Below are 20,195 nucleotides of genomic sequence, written 5' to 3' on the forward strand. Positions count from 1 at the left end.
GGTCGTCGACAAGGCGTTCGCGACATCCCGCCCGATTCGATCAGGCGGCCGCGTCGTCGTTCACCGCGACGGCAGTGCGCAGGCCGTCGACGAGCGAGGTCGTCGGGCGGCCGAGCAGGCGGGAGAGCGTGCCATCCGTCTGGCTCAGCACGCCGCGTGCGATGCCGTCGTCGATCGCGGCGACGAACCCGGCGGTGCCGGCGTCGAGGCCGGCCCCCTCGAGTGCGGCGACGTGCTCGGCGGTCGTCAGCGGCGTGTACGTCACGTCGCGGTCGACGACCTCGGATGCCGCGGCCGCGAGCTCCTCGAAGCTCCAGGCGACGTCGCCGCCGAACTCGTAGGTCTGGCCGAGGTGGCCGTCTTCGAGCAGCACGATGGCGGTGCCCTCGGCGAGGTCGGCGCGGGTGGCGCTCGCGACCCGTCCGTCAGCCGCGGAGGCGGCGATCACGCCGGTCGACGCGGCGCGCGAGACATCCGCTGCGTAGTTCTCGGTGTACCAGTTGTTGCGCACGATCACTGCGGGAAGACCCAGGATGGCGATGGCCTCTTCGGTGGCCTTGTGATCGGGGGCGAGTGCGAAGTCAGCGGTCGTCGCCTGGGGTGCACTCGTGTAGACGAGCTTCGTGACCCCTGCGGCCTTCGCTGCGTCGATCACGTTCCGGTGCTGCGCTGCGCGCCCGCCGGGGTCGGATCCGGAGATGAGCAGCACGGTGTCGACGCCCTCGAGCGCCGCGCTGATCGTCTCGGGCCGCGAGTAGTCGAGTTCGGCGGTGCGGATGCCGCGGGCCGCGAACGACTCGAGCTTCGACGTGTCGCGGGCGGTCGCGATGACGTCGGCGGGGGCGGCGCCGCGAGCGAGCAGCGCGTCGACGACGAGGCGGCCGAGCTGGCCCGAGGCGGCGGTGACGAGGATGGTCATGGGGTGGTCCTTCCGGTTGCGGTCACCTGTGCCAACGGGATGCCGCGGCCAAACCTTCCCGCGCAGCGGTACCCACTTTCGCGTAAGGTACCCACATGACGGTAAGTCTTGCGGAGATCCGGGAAACATCCGGCGAGGTCTTCACCGACGGCTGCCCCACACGCGTCGTGCTCGACCACATCATGAGCAAATGGGGTGTGCTCGTGCTGCTCGCGCTCACCGACGGCACCCGTCGTTGGGGCGAGCTGCGCCGCGAGGTCGACGGCATCAGCGAGAAGATGCTCGCCTCGACGCTGCGCACCCTCGAAGCCGACGGCATTGTGTCGCGCACCTCGTTTCCCGAAGTGCCGCCGCGTGTCGAATACGCGCTGACCGAGCTCGGTCGCGAGCTCATGGAGCACATGCTGCCGCTCGTGCAGTGGGTGGCGCTGCGCGCCGACGGCATCGTGCGCGAGCGCTGACGCGGCCGGTACTGCGTCACTGTGCGGTGTGTTTCGGTGCCGTCACCGATGGTTCCCTTTGCACGTGCCGCGCCCTGCGACGTGCATTCGTGTGGTGGTCAGGCCGCGGCAGCTGCGAGTTCGCGCTTCACGGCGGCGAACGACTGATCGAGTGCCGGACGCGGGTCGAAGGCGTAGGTGCCGTCGCCGAAGAGCTCGAAGGTGAGGGAGTCCGCGTAACCGTTGCGCCCGAGCGCCTGGAGGTATTCGCCGAGCGGCAGCACGCCGTCGCCCCACGCGAGGTGGCCGTTCGGCTTTCCATCGATGAGGTGCACATGACGGATGCGTCCGCCGAGGGCGGCGAAGTAGCCGTCGACCGTGTCACCAGCGGTGGCCATGGCGACGGTGTCGAGGGCCGCGCCGAGGTTCGGGGCGGCGATCTCGTCGAGCATCTGGGCGAGGGTCGTAGCGTCGTTCACCAAGTTCGACTCGATGCGCTGCAGTGGCTCGAGTACGCAGTTCACTCCGAGGGCATCGGCATATGCCGCGATCTCGCCGATCGCATCGACGGAGCGCCGCCACGCGGCATCCGTCGCCTCGTCTTCGAAACCCCGCCCCGGCGTCAAGAACAGCAGCGGCGCCTCGAGCTCGACGCAGAGCTCTGCTGCGTGCCGGAACATCGCGATGCTCTGCTCACGCAGCCACGGCGACGGCGACGCCACGTTGACGGGGTAGATGACCTGTTCGGGAGTGAGGCAGTGAACCGTGAGGCCGCGCTCCGTGACGCGGCGTCGGATCGAGCGCGCCTGTTCGGGGCTCGTCTGCGGGATGTGCAGCTGTGGGGCGATGCCCCAGAGCTCCACCCGTTCGCGCCCGAGCTCGACCATGTCGTCGAGGAATCGCTCGAACGGAAGATGCTGGTAGGAGAAGTTCGAACCAGTGATCTGGTCGAGGGTGATGCTCATTTGCCCATCCCATCCGCAAGGCCTTTGACGAAGTAGCGCTGACACGCGAAGAACAGGATCACCACAGGCAGCGCGGCGATGACCATGCCGGCGAAGACGACCGGGTAGTCGGTGCCGTGCTTGCTCATGAGGCTCGTGAGCCCCACCGGCAGGGTCTGCACGTCGGTGCCGCTCGTGAACACCATCGCGAAGAGGTACTCGTTCCAGGCGAAGAGGATGTGCAGGATGATCACCGAGATGATGATGGGTCTGCACATCGGCAGGATGATGCGCCAGAACGCCGTCCAGCGGCTCGCCCCGTCGACCTCTGCCGCTTCGTCGACCTCTCGGGGCAGGTCGATCATGTAGGCCCTGATGAGAAAGGTGGTGAACGGGATGCGGAATGCGGTGTAGAGGATGAGCAGCGCCCAGAAGGTGTTGTAGAGACCCATCGACTGGAACATCTTCACGAGCGGCACGAGGGCGACCGTCGGCGCCAGCATGAGGCCGCCGAGCACGATCGTCGACCATGTTCGGCCGAGAGGGATGTCGACACGGGTGAGACCGTAAGCCGCCCAGGCGCTGATGAAGACCGTTGCGATCGTCGATGTGACGGTGACGAGGATGCTCGTCGTGAGGTAGTTGCTGACCCCACGGTTCCACGCGGCCGTGTAGTTCTCCCAGCTCCACTGCGTGGGGAGGGCGAACGGATTGCCGAACAGCTCGGTGTTCGTCTTGAAGCCGTTCATCACCATCCACGTGAGCGGGTAGACGACCACCACGACGAGACACAGCAGGAACGTCCAGATGAAAACGCGGGCGATGACCCCGGCAAATGAGAGTCGAGTCACCATTCCACCCTTCTGCGGCGGTTGAGCCAGAGCTGTACGAGCGCGATGCCGAGCGTGATGACGAAGATGACGGTTCCGATCGCCGCGGCGTAACCGAAGTCGTTGCGCACGAAGCCGTTGCGGTAGAGCCAGGTGCCGAGCACTTGCGTCGAGTTGTTCGGGCCGCCCGAGGTCATCACCATGACCTCGTTGAACACCTGGAACGCGCCCGAGATGGTGACGATGATCATGAGCCCGGTCATCTCCCGCACGAGCGGCATGGTCAGCGTGAAGAACCGTCGAATCGGCCCGATGCCGTCGATCGCCGCCGCTTCGTAGAGCTCCGACGGGATGCGCTGGATCGCCACTGCGAACAGCAGCGTCGAGTAGCCGAAGCCCTGCCACTGGCTCATCACGATCACCGCCATCATGGCGGTCGACTCCTGACCGAGCCATGGCTGTGCCAAGGCGCTGAGACCGATCGCATCGAGGGCCGAGTTCAGGAGCCCGAGGTTCGGTTCGTAGATGAAGTAGAAGAGGAGGCCTGCGACCGTGAGGGAGATCGCCGACGGGATGAAGTAGATCGCCCGGAGGCTGCGTCGCCAGCGGTCGCTGCGGATGCCCTCGATGATCGCCGCGAGCACGATCGCGCCGAACACCTGGAAGGCGAGCGAGACGATCGCGTAGAGCACGTTGTTGCCGAGTGACGACCAGAAGATCGGGTCGCCGACGAGTTTGGCGTAGTTGTCGAGCCCGATGAACTCTTGGCTGCCGCTGTAGATGTCCCACTTGAGTGTCGAGAACCCGAGGTTCTGCACGAGCGGCAGGTAGACGAAGACGGCGAGCACGACGACCGCCGGAAGAACCCAGGCGAGCCCGAGCAGGCGTCGAGTCCCGCGTCGCCGCGGAGTCCGTGGGGGCGGGGTGACGGCGGTGATCGCCGCCGTCGCCCCGTCCACGGGATTACTGTGCTGCGTCAGAAGCATTTCGTACGCTCTCCAGCACATCCTCAGGCGTGCTTCCACCGCTGATCAGAGCTTCGCCGCCGGCGAGCCAGGCGTCGGCGACCTCTGGCACGGTCACGGTGTCGAGCCAGATCACCAGCTCGGATGCCTCGTTGACCTTCGTGATGCCGTCGTACACTGCGACGCTCGAGGTCTCGGGCGTCACTGCGCCGATGACGGTGCTCGGCTGGCCGTAGGGCGGCGACGAGAGTGTCGTCGCGTTCTCCTTCGACGTCGCGAACTTCATGAAGTCGACCGCGAGGGCTGCTTGCGGCGACTTGGCGTTGATGAGGTAGCCCTCCGGCGACCCCTGGATGGCGCCGTGCTCGCCGTTCGCGCCGGCAGGTACCGGCAATGCGAAGATGCCGAAGTTCTCGGGTGTGAGGGTGCTGCCCTCTGCGGTGACGGTGTCGAATTCGAGGATCTCCTGGTAGTACATGGCCGCCCGGCCACCGGAGAGCGCCTCTTGTGCGGTCGAGTAGAGCACGCCGTTCGTGCCCGTACCGGAGTCGGTGCACTCGTCGACGAGTGTCTTGAACTGTTCGAGTGACGCGATGTAGCCGGGGTCGTCAAGCGTCGCCGTGGCCGGGAAGAAGTCGTCATGCAGCACGTTGGTCGGAACGTTGTAGGCGAACAGCTGCTGCAGGTAGTGCAGCGCCGGCCAGCCGTCTTTGTTGCCGAAGGCGATCGGCTCGTAGCCTGCGTCGCGGATGGGCCCGCAGCTGTCGATGAGTTCTTCGAAGGTGGTCGGCACCTCGATGCCGACCTCATCGAAGATCGCGGTGTTGTAGCCCATGAACTTGCCGTTGTTGTAGAGCGGAATGCCGAAGTAGCTGCCGTCTACCTCGAAGGCGCTGAGCGAGGCCGCACCGAATGTGTCGCCCCACTCGGTGCCGGGTGCGATCACCTCGGAGAGGTCGGCGGCAAGCCCGCCATCGATGAAGTTCTGTGCCCAGTTGCCGGCCCACGTGAAGTAGATGTCAGGCAGCGCGCCGGAGGCTGTGAGGGTCTTCGTCTTGTCTTTCACGCTCTGGTCGGTCTCTTGGATGAGCTCGACCGTGACGTCGGGGTGAAGCTCCTCGTACTCGGCGGCAAGCGCTTCGAAGTACGGCCCGAGCGGTTCTCCGCCGAACTTCGTGAGGATGCTGAGCTTGCCCGAGTACTCGGGTTCGGCCGTGATGTCCGCCGCTGGGGCGGCGTTGCCCCCGGCGCATCCGGCCAAGACGAGGGCTGAAGCCGCGGCGAGCGCGGCGAAGGCGGGAATTCTCTGTGCGTGCATGGTCTTCCTTCGACTCGGGTGAGCGTCGGACCTGACCGGAAGGGGTGGGCTCCGGCGATCCGCCATTGGATCTCTGTGAACACCTAGTGTGTGGTGGATTGACTCTACACAAGATCTGATACCGGTACCAGATCTTCACGCAAAGAACGTCTGTTTGTTATCGAACTGGGATGCTCAACATCAATTACGAGTCGAAGAAAACCCTGATCAATCGAACTTATTGAGATGAACATCGCAGCGGCATTTGCACGCGATGTTGACGGCCGCTGGCGTGTGTGTCAGCATGATTCACACCTGATACCGGTACCAGATCGACCAGACAGGCCGGGCCATCGCTTCGAAAGGACCCCCATGCTCGCGACCACCCTGCTCGGCTTCGACGAGACGACATTCCGCAACCAGACGGCGAGCGCGATCGCGCTGCGTCCGCAGATCGAGCAGCTCGTCGATCGGCTCCAGTCCGAAGGTTTCGCGAACCTCTTCCTCATCGGGGCGGGCGGCACATACGCCGCGATGTGGCCGTACGAGCACCTCGCGCGTCGCAGCTCGACGTTGCCGGTGCGCAGCGTCATCGCCGCCGAACTCATCGAATCGGGCGATGCCACCCTCGGTTCCGACTCCATCGCCATCTTCACCTCGGTCTCCGGCACGACCGATGACAGCCTGCGGGCGGTCGAATACTGCAAGGCGCTCGGCGTGACGACCATCGCCTTCACCGGCTATCCGGAGTCTCCGATCGCGCAGGCGGTCGACATCGCGCTCGTCTCCGAGCCGAAGACATGGCCGTTCGACATGCAGATGCTGCTCTTCATGACGCGTCTGCTCTCGGTGCGCGGCGAGTTCGAGGGTTACGAGAAGTTCGCAGACGAGTTCGCCGGAATCCCCGACATCCTCGTGAGCGTCGCCCAGCAGGCTGAGCAGGGGGCATCCGACTTCGCTGAGGCGCATGCCCAGACCGACTACCACTTCCTCGTCGGGGGCGGCAACCTGTGGGGCTTCACCTACCTCTACTCGATGTGCATTCTCGAGGAGATGCAGTGGCTTCGCACCACCCGGGTGCACAGCGCGGAGTTCTTCCACGGCTCACTCGAACTGCTGGAGAACGACACGAGCGTCATCGTCTTCCAGGGCGAAGACGAGACGCGCGCACTCACCGACCGCGTCGAGCGCTTCGCGAAGCAGGTATCGAAGGATGTCACTGTCTTCGACACCAAGGACTACCCGCTCGAGGGAATCAGCCCCGAGTTCCGTGGGCTGCTCTCGCCACTCGTGCTCGACACCGTCATGGGCCGGGTGTCGAAGCACCTCGAGCGCGTCCGCAATCACTCGCTCGATCTCCGTCGCTACTACCGCGTCGTCGAATACTGAGCATCAGATCGGATGCCCCGTGCCGGCCGGTCGGCCGTGTTGCGGGGCATCGGTCATCCTCGGCACATCCCACCACCACCTCCTGGAGCAACATGCGTGTACTCGGCTTCGGCGACAACATCGTGGACCGGTTCCTCGATCGCGGGCTCGACTATCCCGGCGGCAATTGCGTGAACGTCGCCGTGTTCGCACTTCGGCGCGGTGCCGATGCCGCCTACCTCGGCGTCTTCGGCGATGACGAGGTGGGGGCGTCGGTTCGGGCCGCGATCGTCGAGGAGGGCGTGGACGTGTCACGATGCGTCGTGCGCGATGGTGAGAGCGGCGTCTCGACCCTTCGGGTCGAGCACGGTGAGCGCATCTTCCTCGGCTGGAACGGCGGCGGTGTCACCGTGCGCTCGCCCCTGCGGCTGGATGCCTCGCTGCTCGAGTATCTCGAAGGCTTCGACCTCGTCCACTCGAGCGTGTACTCCCGCAGCGAGTCCGAGCTGCCGAAGCTCGCGGGTGGCCGGGCCCTCGTGTCGTTCGACCTGTCGAGTGAAGACGAGTTCCGCTCGCCCGACTATCTCGACCGCATCTGCCCGTCGGCGGATCTCGTGCTGCTCTCGTGCTCGCACCTCGGGGCTGCGGAGACCCGGTCCCTGCTCGCAGATGCCGTCTCCCGCGGCGCATCCCTGGCACTTGCAACCCGTGGAACGGATGGTGCCATCGTCACCGACGGCGTGGTGACCGTCGAAGCGACGGCGCATCTCGTCGACGACCCGGCGACGATCGTCGACACGATGGGCTGCGGCGATGCGTTCCTCGCGGGGTTCGTCGTCGCGCTGCTCGCGGCCGGCTGGAGCCGTGAGACCCGGCCCACGAGGGAGCAACTCGCCGCTGCCCTGGCCGCAGGCGCTGATGCCGCATACGAGCAGTGCTTCATCGAGGGCGCGTTCGGCCGTTCCTGGCCGACTGGCGCAGACCGCGTCGCTAGAATATCGTGAGTCGGGGCGCAGGGTGAGAGGTCGACACAGCGGTATGGCGTCTGAACGCGAACGGGTCTCGAGCCCTCCTACCATCTCAGAGGTCGCTGCCTCCGCGGGCGTCGGCCGGGCGACTGCGGCCCGGACGCTCGGTGGCTATGGCTATGTCAGTCCCGAGCTGCGCGAACGAGTGCTCGCCGCAGCAGAGGAGCTCGGCTACCGCGCCAACGCGCTCGCCCGCAGCATGTCGACGGGCGTCAGTCATACGCTCGGCGTCATCGTTGCCGATATCGGCAACCCGTTCTTCGCGGGCGTTGTTCGTGGCATCTCGGATACGTCGCGCGAGCGCGGGTTCGACACCATCGTGCTGAGTACGCACGAATCGCTGGACGAGGAGATCGCCGCGATGAACGTCCTCATCGACAAACGGGTCGATGGCGTGATCGTCGCATCGGCGGCGATCGAGCGAGCCGACGTCGCGCACATCAACGCCGCGATCGAGCACGGGATCCCGGTGGTGCTGGTCGACCGCCAAGTACAACATCTGGACCTCGACGCCGTCGTGATCGACAACCGTGCAGCGACCCGCGAGGGAGTCGATCGACTGATCCAAGCGGGTCACACGCGCATCGGATTCGTGTGGGGTCCGGCCGCTGATGTGCGACCGGGCACGCGGCGCGAGCTGCTGACCGCGGCGTCGAAGAACCTCTGGACCGATGCCGAGCGGCTGCGTGGCTACCTCGACGCGCTCGACGACGCGAGCATTCCGTTCGATCCTGAACTCGTGATGGTGGGGGAGAAGACCGAGCAACGTGCGGTGGAGGAGGTGGCCCGCATGCTCGAGATGCCGGATCGGGCGACGGCCCTGTTCTGCTCCGAGACGGATGCCATGACCGGGGCGTTGCGCGCCGTGCGCAGCGCAGGCCTGAGATATCCGACGGATGTCTCCTTGATCGGCTTCGACGACAACTCCTGGGCTGCCGTGATGGAGCCGCCGCTCACCATGATCGAGCAGCCCATGTTCGAACTGGGTGATCAAGCCGCCCAGACGTTGCTCTCGCTCATCGAGGGCGGATCGACGTCGCGTTCGTTGCACACGCTCGACAGCCGGCTGGTTTCCCGGGCGTCGGTCGCCGCACCTCCGGCGCCTCGAGGGCCGGAGGGTGGAGACCGGTAGCGAGGCTCGAATTCGGGGTGCCCGGGGAATCATCCGAAGAGTCGGGCCGCTTCGAGGTAGCGGGCTTCGGAGACTCGCTTCGGGTCACCCAATGCCTGGTCGAGGTCGACATCGTCCACGTCGGTTCCGTGCAGCGCGACCATCCGCCCCCAGGACTGCGTCGAGGCCAGGTCAGCGGCGCGCATCCCGAATCGGGTGGCGAGCACCCGATCGAATGCGGTCGGCACGCCTCCGCGCTGGATGTGCCCGAGCAGCGTGGCCCTCGTCTCGATTCCCGTGCGTCGTTCGATGAGGGCGGCGACGCGTTCCCCCACCCCGCCGAGGCGCGGGCGCCCGAAGGTGTCGTTTCCCTTCGTGGAGTGGGCGGTCCGGTCTCCTTCCAGAATCGCCCCTTCCGCGACCACCACGAGTGGAGCGCGGCCACGTGAATGCGCGGACTCGACCCATCGGACGAGGTCTTCTGTGCTCGTGCGGCGTTCGGGGATGAGGATCGCGTGCGCACCTGCCGCCATGCCCGAGTGCAGTGCGATCCACCCGGCATGGCGCCCCATCACCTCGGCGACCATGCACCTGCCGTGGGAGTCGCCCGTGGTGCGAAGCCGGTCCATCGCCTCGGTCGCGATCGACACGGCCGTATCGAAGCCGAACGTCAGATCCGTGGCGTTCAGGTCGTTGTCCACGGTTTTCGGTACCCCGACCACTCGGATGCCGGCGTCGTGGAGCCGTCGTGCGACCGCGAGCGTTCCATCGCCTCCGATGCTGATGATCGCATCGATCCCATGGTCCTGCATCACCGCGCGGACAGCGTCCTCGCCCCCGAACTCCCAGGGATTCGTACGGCTGGTGCCGATGATGGTGCCTCCGAGCTTGCTGATGCCCCGCACATCCACGCGAGTGAGTGGAACGACGTCGCCGACGGCGGCTCCTCGCCAGCCGCCACGAAAGCCGACGAAGGAGTGACCATAGGTCTGCTCGCCGTGCAGGACGGCGCCACGGATGACTGCGTTGAGACCGGGGCAGTCGCCCCCGCCCGTGATGATGCCGATTCTCACGTCAGCTCCGTCCATCACCGCTGGTGGGGACCGAGATCACGGCGACCGAACCGGCGGCGGGTGCCGCGGCGGCGACGGTGTTGTGCGGGAGGAACACCGCGTGGCCCGGCTCCAGAGCGATGGCCCGGTCGGCCGCGTGGATCGTGCAGGCACCGCTCAGGGCCACGGCGATGCGCGGTCCGGCGCCGGCGATGTCGTACCGGCCCGAGCGCAGGTCGACGACATCGAGACGGAACTCGTCTGGGCCATCGCCCCGGGCAGCACCGTGGGGGCGGCTCACGAGAGCCGGCGAAGTGATGAGGTTGGCGACCGATTCCTCGAGGTCTACCCGTTTGGCGGTGAGGCCGAGTCGGAAGACGTTGTCGGAGTTCGCCATCACCTCGAGGGCGAGCCCCGACATGTACGCGTGCGGGACCCCTGAGTCGACCATCACCGAGTCGCCGGGCTCGAGGCGTATCCGACGCAGCATCAGGCTCACGGCGACACCGGGGTCACCCGGATACTGGTCGGCCAGTTCGAGGAGCGTCTCGGCTGCGGCATGGGCTCCCGCATGGACGAGTGCACGGGCAAGATCGACCAGGGCGGCGACCTCCGCTGCCGTCGCCTCCCCGAGGAGGGTGATCGCGGTGTGGATGGCGCGCTCGCCTCCGGGGGCGAGTGCGGACGCGGCCTTCCGGGTCAGCGGGTGGTCGAAGGAAGCGAGGATGTCGACGGCTTCCGCGATCGGGCGGAGCCCGACGAGCCCCTCGAATCTCGTGAGCGCCAGGATCTGCTCCGGCTTGTGGTTCGCGTCGACGAACTTCTGCTCTCGAGCCGGATCGGCCAGTTGCTGTGCATACGCTTCACGAGCCCGTCGAGCACTGGGATGCACTTGCAGCGACACCGCGTGACCGGGAGCGAGCAGCTTCACGAGGAAGGGAAGCGCACTGCCGAACCGCTCGGCGACGTCTTCCCCGAGTACGCTCGCCCCCTCAGCCGAGATCAGCTCGTTCAGGGTTCGGCCGTCTCCGAGGGTCGCAGGGCCGGACGGGTGCGCTCCGTACCAGATCTCGGCCAAAGGCTGGCCAGGGGATCCGAATCCGGCCAGGTTCTGGATCGCGGAGTGCGAGCCCCACTCGTAGTGCTTCTCCGCTGGTTTGAGAAGGTGCATTCCGCTCTCCTATCCGAAACGCCGCACATCGGCACGAAGCTGTGGCCATCCGCCCATGTACCGGCAGGTGAAGGATCCTCGTCGGGTGCCACTGCGCAGGCACTGCTCCACATCGTCGCCTCGCAGCGCGGACTCGATGAATCCGGCCATGAAGGAGTCGCCGGCGCCGGTGGTGTCGACGACCGGCACCACCGGCTCCGCTGGCACTCGCCATCGCTCGTCCGACCGGCCGGCCAGTGCGCCGTCCGCACCGAGGGTCGCGACCGCCAGGTCACTGGATCCGGCGAGCGCCGCCGAGACGATGCCTTCGGCTTCGCTCTCGCCTCCCGCCGAGGCGAAATGCACGGCGAGTCGGTGCGAGTCGGGTGAGACGCTGCAGTCCTGACTCACCGGGATATCCGACAGATGGTCCACTGTTTCACCGAAGCTCCGAGCACCGGCGAGCATGCCGACGTGGATCCACCGCGCACCGAGGATTCGTCGCAGTGCGTCGTCGTCGGGGTGGTAGTCGGCTGTCACGCCGAAGTCCTCCGACGCGAAGTGGCGATCACCGCCCGAGTCCCTCCGAATGGTCGTGAGCGCGGTGGCGCCGCTGGTGGTGATCAAGCCGGAGACGTCGACGTTGCGCGTCTGTGCCGCCAGTCGAACGATGTCCGCATTCGCGTCTGTGCCGACGGCCCCGAAATACCCCACTCGCAGTCCGAGCATTGCCAGTTGCACGGCGACGTTGAGCGCGTTCCCCCCGATCAAATCTCCCAGGTCGGGTTCGTCGAGGTATCGATCGATGGTGTTGTCGCCGACGACGGCGACGTCGAGTGCAGGGGATGCCACGTCTTTGCTCCTGAGGTTGGGGTCCGATGCTCGCTCATGAGGAACCTCGGCTGTGCGCGCACGGTCGAGGCCCCGTGACAGGCGTATCAGAAGTCGCCCTTCTTGTAGTAGCGACGCGTGGTCAGCGGGTGATCGCGCACGACTTCGAGGTGCGAACTCAACCGTTCGAACGCCGCCGCGAGCACGATCGGTGAGATGAGCGCCCGCACGCGGTCCGAGATTCCCGACAGTTCGAAGTCCTTGGTGTCGAAGACGCGCAGCTTCTTCGTGACGGTGGGGCTGAAGCGCTCCACTCGTTCGGCGAGCGGACGTTGCTCATCCTCACCCTTCACCAGGATGACGCTCGTGTTCTCCTCCAGCAGCTCCAGTGTGCCGTGGAAGAAGTCGGAGGCGTGGACCGGCCTCGTCCAGATCCACTGCATCTCTTCGAGGATGCACATCGCGTAGTACCAGGCCTCGTACCAGACGCCACCGGCACCGGTGATGATGTGGTGCTGCTCCTCCTTGATCTCGGCGGCGAACGACTCCGCCCGCGGCTCGAAGGTGCGCTTGACCTCGACGAGCAGTTCTGGAAGCGTCTGGATCTCGGCGACGGTTTCGTCGTACCCGTGGTACTCGCCCCGAAGACTCATGATCGCCAGAGCGATGAGCAGCGACTGCAGGTAGAAGTTCTCGCTCGACGTGTCATCCGCGCAGAAGTTCGTGAAGTTGATGTCCGCCAGCTCCGCCAGAGGCGTGTCGGCCTTGGCGGTCAGCGTCATGACTCGCGCACCCTTGCTCCGCACATAGTCGAGCGCCACGATGGCCTCCTTCGTCGTTCCGGAGACCGAGGGAAAGACGACGATCGACTTCGGACCGAGGTTGGCGTGTCCGGAGTTCACGAGTTCGGCGGCCATCTCCACGAACGTCGGGAAGGTCGACTTCGTCTGCAGGATGCGCGCGGCGGGTTGCATGAGGAAGTTCACCCCGCCCGCACCGGCGAAGAAGATGTTCTCCGCCCCGTTGTCGAGCTCTGCCTTGAGCGTCTCGCGGATCTCACCGGCCAGTCCTGCGGCGCCGTTCTGGATGCCCACGTAGCGTTCCTCATCGAAGTTCAGCATGCACTCCACACCTTTCACTGAAATATGTCTGATCTAATCCGTAGATGTCAGACAACCGTATCACCATGTCTGTTCAGATCGTGATGTCGTTGGACACAGTACTGCGGAACGCCCGCGCCGCAGGCATTGTTGCTATCGTCATGGCTATCGACAGGCAACGATGTCTGACAGCGTGAGTTCAAGGAGGCCTCCTGTCTGAGAAAGTGACCCGAACCGGTGCTCCAGGACGAGAGAGCATGGTCGAGCGGGTGCACGAGCAGGTGCAGGAGCTGATCTCTCGACTCGGCCTCAAGCCGGGTGATCGTCTGAACACGGAAGCGGAGCTCGCAGAACTCTTCGGCGTCTCGCGTTCGACCGTGCGGGAGTCGCTGCGTCTGCTCGAGCAGGAGGGCGTCGTTCACGCCGTGCAGGGCCAGGGGCGGTTCATCTCGGCTTCCGGTTCGCTCCGCGTCGAACGGCCGATGACGAAGTACGAGAGCATCACCGAGGTGCTCGACGCGCGCGGGTATCGCGTCAGCAGTGCGGTTCTCGAAGTGGCGACCGGCGAGGCGAATGCCGACGAGGCCGAAGCGCTGAAGATCGAACCGGGCGCCGAAGTGATCCGCCTGCTGAGAATCCGCTACGGCGATGAGGAGCCGCTCGTCGTCAGCGCGAACACCTTGCCGCGTGCGACACTGCCCGGACCGCTGGAGTATCGCGACTGGAGCGGGTCACTCACGGCGGCGCTCGCAGCGCACGGCCACCACGTGAACGCCGCTGTCGCGACCATCTCGGCGGTGGAACTGCCCGAGGACTGGCAGCGCCGATACAGCCTCGGTGGCCTCGGGCCATGGCTCCTGGTGACGGAGGTGGGCATGACCCGCCAAGGGGAACGCGTGCTCTACGCCGCCGACTACCACCGCGGCAGCGAGATCTCCTTCAGCGTGCTTCGTCAGAGATGACCGCATTCATCATCCGGTAGCTCACCGCTGCCGGCTCGTTTCGTTTGACATACCTTCCGAGATGTCTGACACTCTCAATGAGTTGACTGAACATCGGTAGGCGTCGCAGGCGAAGGAGCGTATATGCGCATCTCATGGAATGCCGTTCAAACGACCGAGGAGGATCATCGGTGACGCATTTCGACGCCGTGATCTTCGACTGCGACGGCGTCCTCGTCGACAGCGAGATCCTCTCGGCAGGGGTATCGCAACGGATCCTGGCAGATCTGGGGTGGCACGTCGATCTCGCGACGATGATGGAGATGTTCGTCGGATGCTCGCACGAGTTCTTCGTCGAACAGACCGAGAGGCACATCGGGCGAAGGCTCGAACCGGGGTGGAGCGTGCCCTACAGAGGCTGGCTCGAGACGGCCTTCCGGGCGGAGCTGAAAGCGGTTCCCGGAATCACCCGCGCGTTGGATCGGATCACGCTGCCCACTGCGGTCGCATCGAACAGTCGGCACGAACGAATCCGCATGAGCCTGAACATCGTCGGTCTGCTGCAGAGGTTCGATGGGCGGATCAGCAGTGCGGAGGACGTCGCCGCCGGAAAACCGGAACCGGACGTCTACCTCCATGCCGCCGATATCCTCGGTGTGCCGCCGGAGCGCTGCATTGCGATCGATGACAGCCGGTTCGGTGTCGAAGCTGCTCAGCGGGCGGGGATGTACGTGCTCGCCTATGCCGGTCATGGCTACGCGGATCAACTGCCGGGCGGCGACCGCGTCTTCCCGCTTCACGACCTCGACGCCCTACCCGATGTGGTGGATCGACTGACATCCACCGGCGATCCGGGGTGACCCGCCGAGGCGCGTTGTTCGCCGGCGAGAACTTCCGTACGCGAACCGAAGCGCACGCGGAAGTGCTGACGCGGCGTCGAAATGCATGCGTCGCGCGCCGAACCGCCTTACCATCGGAGGAGCGCACCGGCACCCCCACCCGACGTCGCCCCGAGTCGAACCCCCGCCCTGTCGGTGCGCCAGCCCAGGAGCCCCGAGTGACGACCCACCCCGACGACCAGCCCGTGTTCGGGTTCGGTACGCCTGCCGGTGATCTCGCCCCGCGCCCCGGTCGACGCAGCGCCGACACCGGCGGCACCTTGCGCCCGCGCCGTCTGCCGACGCCCGAGTGGGGCAGACACCCCGTGCAGCGCGACGTGCAGCGCTACTACCTCTGCAGCGAAGAGCCGAGCGGCGAGTTCGTCGAGGTCATCATTCCGGTGACCGATGCCGGCCGCATCCGCTACTTCACGACGAGCGACGGCGACAAGCTGACCGAGGTCGACGAAGACTACTTCGTGCGTCGCCGCGAGGGCAACGCCCGATCGCTGCTCGAACTCGACGCCCGCGAGATGGCCGAGCTGCAGGCCGAACTCGACTTCGTGCGCCCCGTGCTCGGGCGCGATCCGCTCGCCGAGGCGGCGGCCGAGGCGGCGGTCGCAGCACCCGCCACGCCGAAGGTCGCGGTACCCGCCGCGCCGGAGACGATGATTCAGGATGTCGCGGAGCCGACGGATGCCGAGCGGGTGACGGATGCCGCGGCGGCGGCGGATGCCATGCCGGCGACGGACGCCGCGGCGGTCGCGGAAGCAGTGCCGACCGACGCCGACGCGCTCGCCGACGGCGAGCCGACGGAGGTCATCGAGCTCCCGTACCCGGTGCCGGTGCAGGACCCCGATTTGTTCGACACCGGGTTTCGACACGGCGCCGGCTCGCCGCCTCAACCCGCGGTGGTGCCCGAGCCTCCCGCGGAAGTGCCCGAGCCAGCGGACGACCAGCTTGACGAAGACAAAGACGAAGACGACGACGACGACGAAGAGACGATCGAGGAGTTCCACCCAGTGATTGGTTCCAATAGGTTCGAGCAGCCTGCGCCCGGGGCATCCACCATGCCTGCAAATGTCACGCAGATGCCCGTCGCCGTGACCGGGCCCGTCGCACCGGTCGTGGATGCACCTCGATCCGGGCAGGCCGTCGACGCCGCGAGGCAGGTGGCACTCGCGAAGGGCATCGCGTTCGCCGCGCACCGCGGCCAGCTCGACCAGATCGGCGCCGAGTACATCGATCACCCCGGCCGCGTGGCCGAGCGGTTCGACGCGCTCGCCGAGCCGGTCGTCGTCGCAGCCGCGTGGCTGCACGACGTACTCGAAGACACGTCGGTCACCGCGCAGAACCTGCTCGAGGCCGGCGTGCAGCCCGAGGTCGTCGAGATCGTGCAGTTGCTGACCCGCACTCCGGATGTCGCGGACGACGCGTACTACGCGCGCATCAATCGTCACCCCGTGGCCCGCCGTGTGAAGCTCGCCGACCTCGACGACAACACCGCCCCGTGGCGCGTGCGTCGTCTCGAGTACGACGTGCAGGTGCGCCTCACCGAGAAGTACCGGTACGCGCGCGAGGTGCTCGGTGCGGTCTGACCCGCACCTCAGCTGCGCGCTTCGGAACCTTCGAAACGGCGCGGGCCACGCGGCATCCGCTCAGCTCGACGGCGTGTCGCTCGTCGACCGCCAGCCGACCTCGGCGCCGATGCCGAAGTAGTGGCGGAAGCTGTAGATCGTCGGCTGCCAGGCGCGGGGGTCGACGTGGTCGGTGCCCGGCACGACGATCTCGCGGGCGGCGTGCACGCGCACGACTTCGGCTTCGACCATGAGGTAGTCGCCGAGTCCGGGGGTCGCGCGGCGCATCGCCGCCTCGAATTGCAGCTTGCACTCGCGCACGCGCGGAGGGGCGACGAGCTCGGAGGGCTCGAAGCTCAGCCCCGAGACCTCGAGTTTGTCTGAGGCGTGCCGGTAGCTCGCGGCTTTGGCAGAGGGCACCGGATGCCGGCCGGTCACCGAGGCGAGGCGTTCGACGGCGGGCCAGAGTTCGGGATCGGGGAAGCTCACCGTGAGCTCGGGCCGCTCGAGCAGGTTCTGCGCACTCTGGCCGTCGGTCTCGAGGCCGAGCACGAGCATCTGCCCGAGTGCCCAGTACGACGACGCCGGCGCGAGGTTGAAGCTGCCGTCGGGGTTGACGGTGGCGACGAGGAAGACCGGCGTGCCGACGTAGAGCATCTTCGGGCGGATCGTGAGGTGGGCGTCGGTCGGGTCGGCTGCTTCGGTCATGCGTTCATCATCGCGCCGGTCGGGCGGGCGCACCGCCCGTGTTACGCGCACGCAGTCGCGGCCGCATCGAGCTGCGCGACCGCTTCGGCAGGAGTCAGGTCGTATTGCTCGGCGACCAACTCGGCCAGTGCCTGCGCCTCTTCGTGGCACGCCGCGCACCCGCGCAAGTGGGTGCCGAACTCTTCGGTCAACGGAACATCCGAACCGAGCAGGCGCTCGAGAGCGGAGTCGACCTGATCGAAGCACTCGTCGCACGAGAGCCACGGCTCGGTGTTCACGGTCAGCCGGGCGACCGCCTCGCGGCTGGGCACGCCGTCAGTCATGAGTTCCCTCCTTCGGCCCTCGTGCCGAGATGAATCCCCGCTCCGACAGGAACGCCCGCAGACGTTGCCGGGCGTCGTGCAGCGTCTTGTAGAGCGCGCCGCGGCTCGTGCCGAGGCGTTCGGCCAGCACGTCGATCGGCACCTCATCGACCAGCACCGCGATCGCCACGCGCCGTTGATGCGGCGTCAGCGCCCTGCCGAGGCCGTCGCGCACAGCCTCGGCGAGTTCGCGTGCCTCGGCGTACGCCTCGGGTGAAGACATGGTCGCGTCGGGCGGCTCGGGCACGTCGTGCAGGGCGACCTCGCGGTCGCGCCACGCGGCACGACGCACCTCGACGCCCGCGTGCAGGATGGCGAACTTGTACGCCCACGTCGAGAACCTGCTGCGGCCCTCGAAGGAGTCGAGGCGCGACATCACCGACACCGTCGCCGCATCGGCAGCCGAGTGAGCGATCTCGTCGCGTCGTGCCGCGCCGAGACGAACCGCCTCGGGCATGCGGCCGACCTGGTGTCGAGCGGCCCGCACCATCAGCGCATGAAGCTCGCCGATCGCGTCCGCGTGCTCACGGCCGGTTGCCGAGAGGCGAGCGACCCACTCCGAGTCCGGCACCACGGCGCCGTCGGGCGCGGTGTACGGATGCCGGTGCTCAACCATGAGGCCGTCCATTTCGCTACGCGTCACTCGCCGTCAGAACTGGTCATACGAGGTTAGTGTCCGCGGACTCGTGCGGTCTTACCGAAAACGGTGAAGTCGGCTCCATCGGGTATGACCGCTCGGCCCACCCGCCACCAACAGTCGAGAACAGTCTCAAGGGCTCGGGAACCGACCGGCACGGACTGCGACCGGAAGGAACATCATGTACGTCCACCACACGACGAAGTTCCGCGCTTCCAGCGCATCACTGCTCGCCGCGCTGCTGTTGACCGGTGGCCTCCTGACCGCGTGCAGCTCGAGTGCGATCGCCGAATCTGCATCGGCCGAGATGCAGATGCAGATGCAGACGCAAGCGCACTCGCACTCGGACGCCGTGCCGGTGTCGGTGTCTGCGGCGGCCAAGAAGCCCAAGCCGGCTTCGGCCGAGACGCAGCTGTACGCTGCGATGCGCACGCTGTGGGACCAGCACATGGCCTGGACCTGGTCGACCGTCGTCGCGTTCGCCGACGACTCGCCCGGGTTCGACGCGACCGTCTCCCGGCTGCTCCGCAACCAGGCCGACATCGGCGACGCGATCGCGCCCTTCTACGGCGACGAGGCCGCAGCCCAGCTCACGGAGCTGCTGCAGACCCACATCACCTTGGCGGTTCCCGTGCTCACCGCGGCCAAGGCCGGAGACACGGCGGCGCTGCAGACGGCGCTCGACAACTGGTACGCGAACGCACAGGACGTCGCCGACTTCCTCGCTGCTGCCAACCCCAACTGGTCGCAAGCGGACCTGCGCGAGATGATGGCCACTCACATCACGCAGACCACCGCCTACGCGGCCGCCGTCATCGGCGGCGACCACGAGAGTGCCATCACCACGTTCGACGAGGCTCAAGCCCACATGGCACACATGGCCGACGAGCTCAGCGCGGGCCTGATCGCCCAGTTCCCGAAGAGGTTCTGACGACCTCGGCCGTCGGCGCGCAGGTTCCCCCTCATCGGATGAGGGGGAACCTGTTCGGTGCTGCAGATCGGCGCAATCGGGCAGGTCGGCAATGCCGTTGCACCGGGTTACCATTGGCCCCAGGGGGACCACCGATGTCAACACCCGACACTCGAGAGTCGGATCCGACGCTGATCGGCTCGGTGCAGCGCGCCCTGCGGCTGGTCGACATCGTCGCGAACGAGCCGCGGCCGATGCCCGTCAAGGCGCTCGTCGCGGCGAGCGGCCTCACGCCCGGCACGACCTACAACCTCGTGCGCACGCTCGTGCACGAGGGGTATCTCGCCCGCGAGCCCGACGGGCTGCTGCTCGGCAACCGGTTTCCGGCGTTCCTGACGGGGGACGGCGCGCACGGCGTGTTCCTCTCCCGCGTGCGCACGGCGCTTCGGGGTGTGACCGATGAGCTCGGGGCCACCGCGTACCTCTCCCGCTTCGAAGACGGCGAGGTGCACCTCGTCGACATCGTCGATGCCGTGCACACCCCGCGCGTCGAACTCTGGGTGGGGTTGCACAGCAGCGCGCACGCGACGGCGCTCGGCAAGCAGATCCTCGCCGTGCTGCCCGAAGAGGAGCGGCTCGACTACGTGTCGCGGCATCCGCTCGCCGAACTCACGCAGCACACCATCAGCGACCGGCGCGTGCTGCTCGACCAACTGTCGCGCTCGCGTTCGCGCGAAAGCGTCGTCGACCGCGAGGAGTACGCGATCGGCTTTACGTGCATCGCCGTGCCGGTGCGGGCCGCCGGCGTCACCGCCTCGCTTGCGGTGTCGTTGCCGAGCGAGATCGACGCGTCGGCAGAGCCCGCACTCGTGCATCGGCTGCAGGATGCCGCGGCGCGCCTCTCTCTTCAACTCGGCTCCGACCGGCTCGGGCCGTAGGCGGAGTTCGTCGGGCGGAGTTCACCATCTGAAATCTGCGCGTTGCCGGCCGTGTCGCCCTCGCCGTAGCGTGACGAACACGCGACATAGGGCGCGTGGCTGCGTCGCAGCAGGAAATGCGCCGACGCGGTCGACCAAATGGGGGAGCGATTCGGGTTCGCTCCGCCAGGGTGCGTTGGGGAGCGCGCGGGGAGGCAGTTCGGGTCTGC

The 20,195-nt window shown here is 66.8% G+C and carries 21 protein-coding genes; 9 read left to right on the forward strand and 12 right to left on the reverse strand.

The window, feature by feature from the left end; genetic code table 11:
* Positions 1 to 40: 40 nt before the first annotated feature.
* A complete protein-coding gene (locus tag ACWGST_RS05760; RefSeq protein ID WP_452045699.1) occupies positions 41 to 919 on the reverse strand; it encodes an SDR family oxidoreductase in 879 nt (292 codons plus the stop codon).
* Positions 920 to 1,014: 95 nt separating this feature from the next.
* Here ACWGST_RS05760 and ACWGST_RS05765 point away from each other — a divergent pair, with 95 nt between their 5' ends.
* Positions 1,015 to 1,380 (forward strand): winged helix-turn-helix transcriptional regulator, encoded by a 366-nt coding sequence (locus tag ACWGST_RS05765; protein WP_452045700.1) that lies wholly within the window; start codon positions 1,015 to 1,017, stop codon positions 1,378 to 1,380.
* A gap of 98 nt (positions 1,381 to 1,478) precedes the next feature.
* On the opposite strand, the gene ACWGST_RS05770 is transcribed toward ACWGST_RS05765, so the two are convergent.
* The 4 genes from ACWGST_RS05770 to ACWGST_RS05785 are packed head-to-tail and all read right to left on the reverse strand — an operon-like array spanning position 1,479 to position 5,416.
* Positions 1,479 to 2,324: a sugar phosphate isomerase/epimerase family protein gene (locus tag ACWGST_RS05770; protein ID WP_452045701.1), complete on the reverse strand. Its 846-nt coding sequence runs from the start codon at positions 2,322 to 2,324 to the stop codon at positions 1,479 to 1,481.
* Positions 2,321 to 3,157, reverse strand: a complete 837-nt coding sequence (locus tag ACWGST_RS05775) for a carbohydrate ABC transporter permease (RefSeq protein ID WP_452045702.1) — start codon at positions 3,155 to 3,157, stop codon at positions 2,321 to 2,323. The genes ACWGST_RS05770 and ACWGST_RS05775 overlap by 4 nt, the downstream gene beginning before the upstream one ends.
* A complete protein-coding gene (locus ACWGST_RS05780) occupies positions 3,151 to 4,092 on the reverse strand; it encodes a carbohydrate ABC transporter permease (RefSeq protein WP_452045703.1) in 942 nt (313 codons plus the stop codon). The genes ACWGST_RS05775 and ACWGST_RS05780 overlap by 7 nt, the downstream gene beginning before the upstream one ends.
* Positions 4,093 to 4,096: 4 nt before the next feature.
* On the reverse strand, positions 4,097 to 5,416 hold the full coding sequence (locus ACWGST_RS05785) for an ABC transporter substrate-binding protein (RefSeq protein WP_452045704.1): 1,320 nt from the start codon (positions 5,414 to 5,416) through the stop codon (positions 4,097 to 4,099).
* Between the two features lie 351 nt (positions 5,417 to 5,767).
* Between ACWGST_RS05785 and ACWGST_RS05790 the strand changes: the two genes are divergently transcribed.
* The 3 genes from ACWGST_RS05790 to ACWGST_RS05800 all read left to right on the forward strand — a co-directional run bounded on the left by ACWGST_RS05790 (position 5,768) and on the right by ACWGST_RS05800 (position 8,923).
* On the forward strand, positions 5,768 to 6,784 hold the full coding sequence (locus ACWGST_RS05790) for an SIS domain-containing protein (RefSeq protein WP_452045705.1): 1,017 nt from the start codon (positions 5,768 to 5,770) through the stop codon (positions 6,782 to 6,784).
* A gap of 92 nt (positions 6,785 to 6,876) precedes the next feature.
* Complete coding sequence (locus tag ACWGST_RS05795) at positions 6,877 to 7,767, forward strand: PfkB family carbohydrate kinase (protein ID WP_452045706.1); 891 nt, start codon at positions 6,877 to 6,879, stop codon at positions 7,765 to 7,767.
* Positions 7,768 to 7,801: 34 nt separating this feature from the next.
* Positions 7,802 to 8,923 (forward strand): LacI family DNA-binding transcriptional regulator, encoded by a 1,122-nt coding sequence (locus ACWGST_RS05800; protein ID WP_452045784.1) that lies wholly within the window; start codon positions 7,802 to 7,804, stop codon positions 8,921 to 8,923.
* A 29-nt stretch (positions 8,924 to 8,952) separates the two neighbouring features.
* On the opposite strand, the gene ACWGST_RS05805 is transcribed toward ACWGST_RS05800, so the two are convergent.
* From ACWGST_RS05805 to ACWGST_RS05820, 4 genes are all read right to left on the reverse strand, one after another.
* Positions 8,953 to 9,975 carry an ATP-dependent 6-phosphofructokinase gene (locus ACWGST_RS05805; protein ID WP_452045707.1) on the reverse strand — a complete coding sequence of 341 codons (1,023 nt, stop codon included), beginning with the start codon at positions 9,973 to 9,975 and terminating at the stop codon, positions 8,953 to 8,955.
* A gap of 1 nt (position 9,976) precedes the next feature.
* Positions 9,977 to 11,125 carry a mannose-6-phosphate isomerase, class I gene (gene manA, locus ACWGST_RS05810; RefSeq protein ID WP_452045708.1) on the reverse strand — a complete coding sequence of 383 codons (1,149 nt, stop codon included), beginning with the start codon at positions 11,123 to 11,125 and terminating at the stop codon, positions 9,977 to 9,979.
* A gap of 9 nt (positions 11,126 to 11,134) precedes the next feature.
* Positions 11,135 to 11,956 (reverse strand): PfkB family carbohydrate kinase, encoded by an 822-nt coding sequence (locus tag ACWGST_RS05815; protein WP_452045709.1) that lies wholly within the window; start codon positions 11,954 to 11,956, stop codon positions 11,135 to 11,137.
* A gap of 86 nt (positions 11,957 to 12,042) precedes the next feature.
* Positions 12,043 to 13,056 carry an SIS domain-containing protein gene (locus ACWGST_RS05820; RefSeq protein ID WP_452045710.1) on the reverse strand — a complete coding sequence of 338 codons (1,014 nt, stop codon included), beginning with the start codon at positions 13,054 to 13,056 and terminating at the stop codon, positions 12,043 to 12,045.
* Positions 13,057 to 13,292: 236 nt separating this feature from the next.
* Here ACWGST_RS05820 and ACWGST_RS05825 point away from each other — a divergent pair, with 236 nt between their 5' ends.
* From ACWGST_RS05825 to ACWGST_RS05835, 3 genes are all read left to right on the forward strand, one after another.
* On the forward strand, positions 13,293 to 13,997 hold the full coding sequence (locus ACWGST_RS05825; protein WP_452045711.1) for a GntR family transcriptional regulator: 705 nt from the start codon (positions 13,293 to 13,295) through the stop codon (positions 13,995 to 13,997).
* Positions 13,998 to 14,167: 170 nt separating this feature from the next.
* The gene (locus tag ACWGST_RS05830) at positions 14,168 to 14,836 is read left to right on the forward strand and encodes an HAD family hydrolase (RefSeq protein ID WP_452045712.1); all 669 of its coding nucleotides are present in this window, start codon (positions 14,168 to 14,170) and stop codon (positions 14,834 to 14,836) included.
* A 197-nt stretch (positions 14,837 to 15,033) separates the two neighbouring features.
* Positions 15,034 to 16,452, forward strand: coding sequence for a hypothetical protein (locus ACWGST_RS05835; protein WP_452045713.1), 1,419 nt, complete (start codon positions 15,034 to 15,036; stop codon positions 16,450 to 16,452).
* 60 nt (positions 16,453 to 16,512) lie between these two features.
* Here ACWGST_RS05835 and ACWGST_RS05840 read toward each other — a convergent pair whose 3' ends face one another.
* The 3 genes from ACWGST_RS05840 to ACWGST_RS05850 are packed head-to-tail and all read right to left on the reverse strand — an operon-like array spanning position 16,513 to position 18,117.
* A complete protein-coding gene (locus ACWGST_RS05840; protein ID WP_452045714.1) occupies positions 16,513 to 17,139 on the reverse strand; it encodes a flavin reductase family protein in 627 nt (208 codons plus the stop codon).
* Positions 17,140 to 17,180: 41 nt separating this feature from the next.
* Positions 17,181 to 17,462 carry a hypothetical protein gene (locus ACWGST_RS05845; protein ID WP_452045715.1) on the reverse strand — a complete coding sequence of 94 codons (282 nt, stop codon included), beginning with the start codon at positions 17,460 to 17,462 and terminating at the stop codon, positions 17,181 to 17,183.
* Positions 17,455 to 18,117, reverse strand: a complete 663-nt coding sequence (locus ACWGST_RS05850) for an RNA polymerase sigma factor (protein ID WP_452045716.1) — start codon at positions 18,115 to 18,117, stop codon at positions 17,455 to 17,457. Before ACWGST_RS05850 ends, ACWGST_RS05845 begins: the two co-directional genes overlap by 8 nt.
* A gap of 202 nt (positions 18,118 to 18,319) precedes the next feature.
* On the opposite strand from ACWGST_RS05850, the gene ACWGST_RS05855 reads away from it, so the two are divergent.
* Positions 18,320 to 19,069: a hypothetical protein gene (locus tag ACWGST_RS05855; RefSeq protein ID WP_452045717.1), complete on the forward strand. Its 750-nt coding sequence runs from the start codon at positions 18,320 to 18,322 to the stop codon at positions 19,067 to 19,069.
* 134 nt (positions 19,070 to 19,203) lie between these two features.
* Positions 19,204 to 19,986: an IclR family transcriptional regulator gene (locus ACWGST_RS05860; RefSeq protein ID WP_452045718.1), complete on the forward strand. Its 783-nt coding sequence runs from the start codon at positions 19,204 to 19,206 to the stop codon at positions 19,984 to 19,986.
* Positions 19,987 to 20,195: the final 209 nt, after the last annotated feature.

The sequence above is a fragment of the Agromyces sp. NPDC055520 genome (genome assembly GCF_053619715.1).

Excerpts from the sequence above, each read along its gene's own strand:
- ACWGST_RS05760 (WP_452045699.1), bottom strand. The coding sequence starts at position 919 with ATGACCATCCTCGTCACCGCCGCCTCGGGCCAGCTCGGCCGCCTCGTC.
- ACWGST_RS05765 (WP_452045700.1), top strand. The coding sequence starts at position 1,015 with ATGACGGTAAGTCTTGCGGAGATCCGGGAAACATCCGGCGAGGTCTTC.
- ACWGST_RS05770 (WP_452045701.1), bottom strand. The coding sequence starts at position 2,324 with ATGAGCATCACCCTCGACCAGATCACTGGTTCGAACTTCTCCTACCAG.
- ACWGST_RS05775 (WP_452045702.1), bottom strand. The coding sequence starts at position 3,157 with ATGGTGACTCGACTCTCATTTGCCGGGGTCATCGCCCGCGTTTTCATC.
- ACWGST_RS05785 (WP_452045704.1), bottom strand. The coding sequence starts at position 5,416 with ATGCACGCACAGAGAATTCCCGCCTTCGCCGCGCTCGCCGCGGCTTCA.
- ACWGST_RS05790 (WP_452045705.1), top strand. The coding sequence starts at position 5,768 with ATGCTCGCGACCACCCTGCTCGGCTTCGACGAGACGACATTCCGCAAC.
- ACWGST_RS05795 (WP_452045706.1), top strand. The coding sequence starts at position 6,877 with ATGCGTGTACTCGGCTTCGGCGACAACATCGTGGACCGGTTCCTCGAT.
- ACWGST_RS05800 (WP_452045784.1), top strand. The coding sequence starts at position 7,802 with ATGGCGTCTGAACGCGAACGGGTCTCGAGCCCTCCTACCATCTCAGAG.
- manA (WP_452045708.1), bottom strand. The coding sequence starts at position 11,125 with ATGCACCTTCTCAAACCAGCGGAGAAGCACTACGAGTGGGGCTCGCAC.
- ACWGST_RS05820 (WP_452045710.1), bottom strand. The coding sequence starts at position 13,056 with ATGCTGAACTTCGATGAGGAACGCTACGTGGGCATCCAGAACGGCGCC.
- ACWGST_RS05825 (WP_452045711.1), top strand. The coding sequence starts at position 13,293 with ATGGTCGAGCGGGTGCACGAGCAGGTGCAGGAGCTGATCTCTCGACTC.
- ACWGST_RS05840 (WP_452045714.1), bottom strand. The coding sequence starts at position 17,139 with ATGACCGAAGCAGCCGACCCGACCGACGCCCACCTCACGATCCGCCCG.
- ACWGST_RS05845 (WP_452045715.1), bottom strand. The coding sequence starts at position 17,462 with ATGACTGACGGCGTGCCCAGCCGCGAGGCGGTCGCCCGGCTGACCGTG.
- ACWGST_RS05850 (WP_452045716.1), bottom strand. The coding sequence starts at position 18,117 with ATGGTTGAGCACCGGCATCCGTACACCGCGCCCGACGGCGCCGTGGTG.
- ACWGST_RS05855 (WP_452045717.1), top strand. The coding sequence starts at position 18,320 with ATGTACGTCCACCACACGACGAAGTTCCGCGCTTCCAGCGCATCACTG.
- ACWGST_RS05860 (WP_452045718.1), top strand. The coding sequence starts at position 19,204 with ATGTCAACACCCGACACTCGAGAGTCGGATCCGACGCTGATCGGCTCG.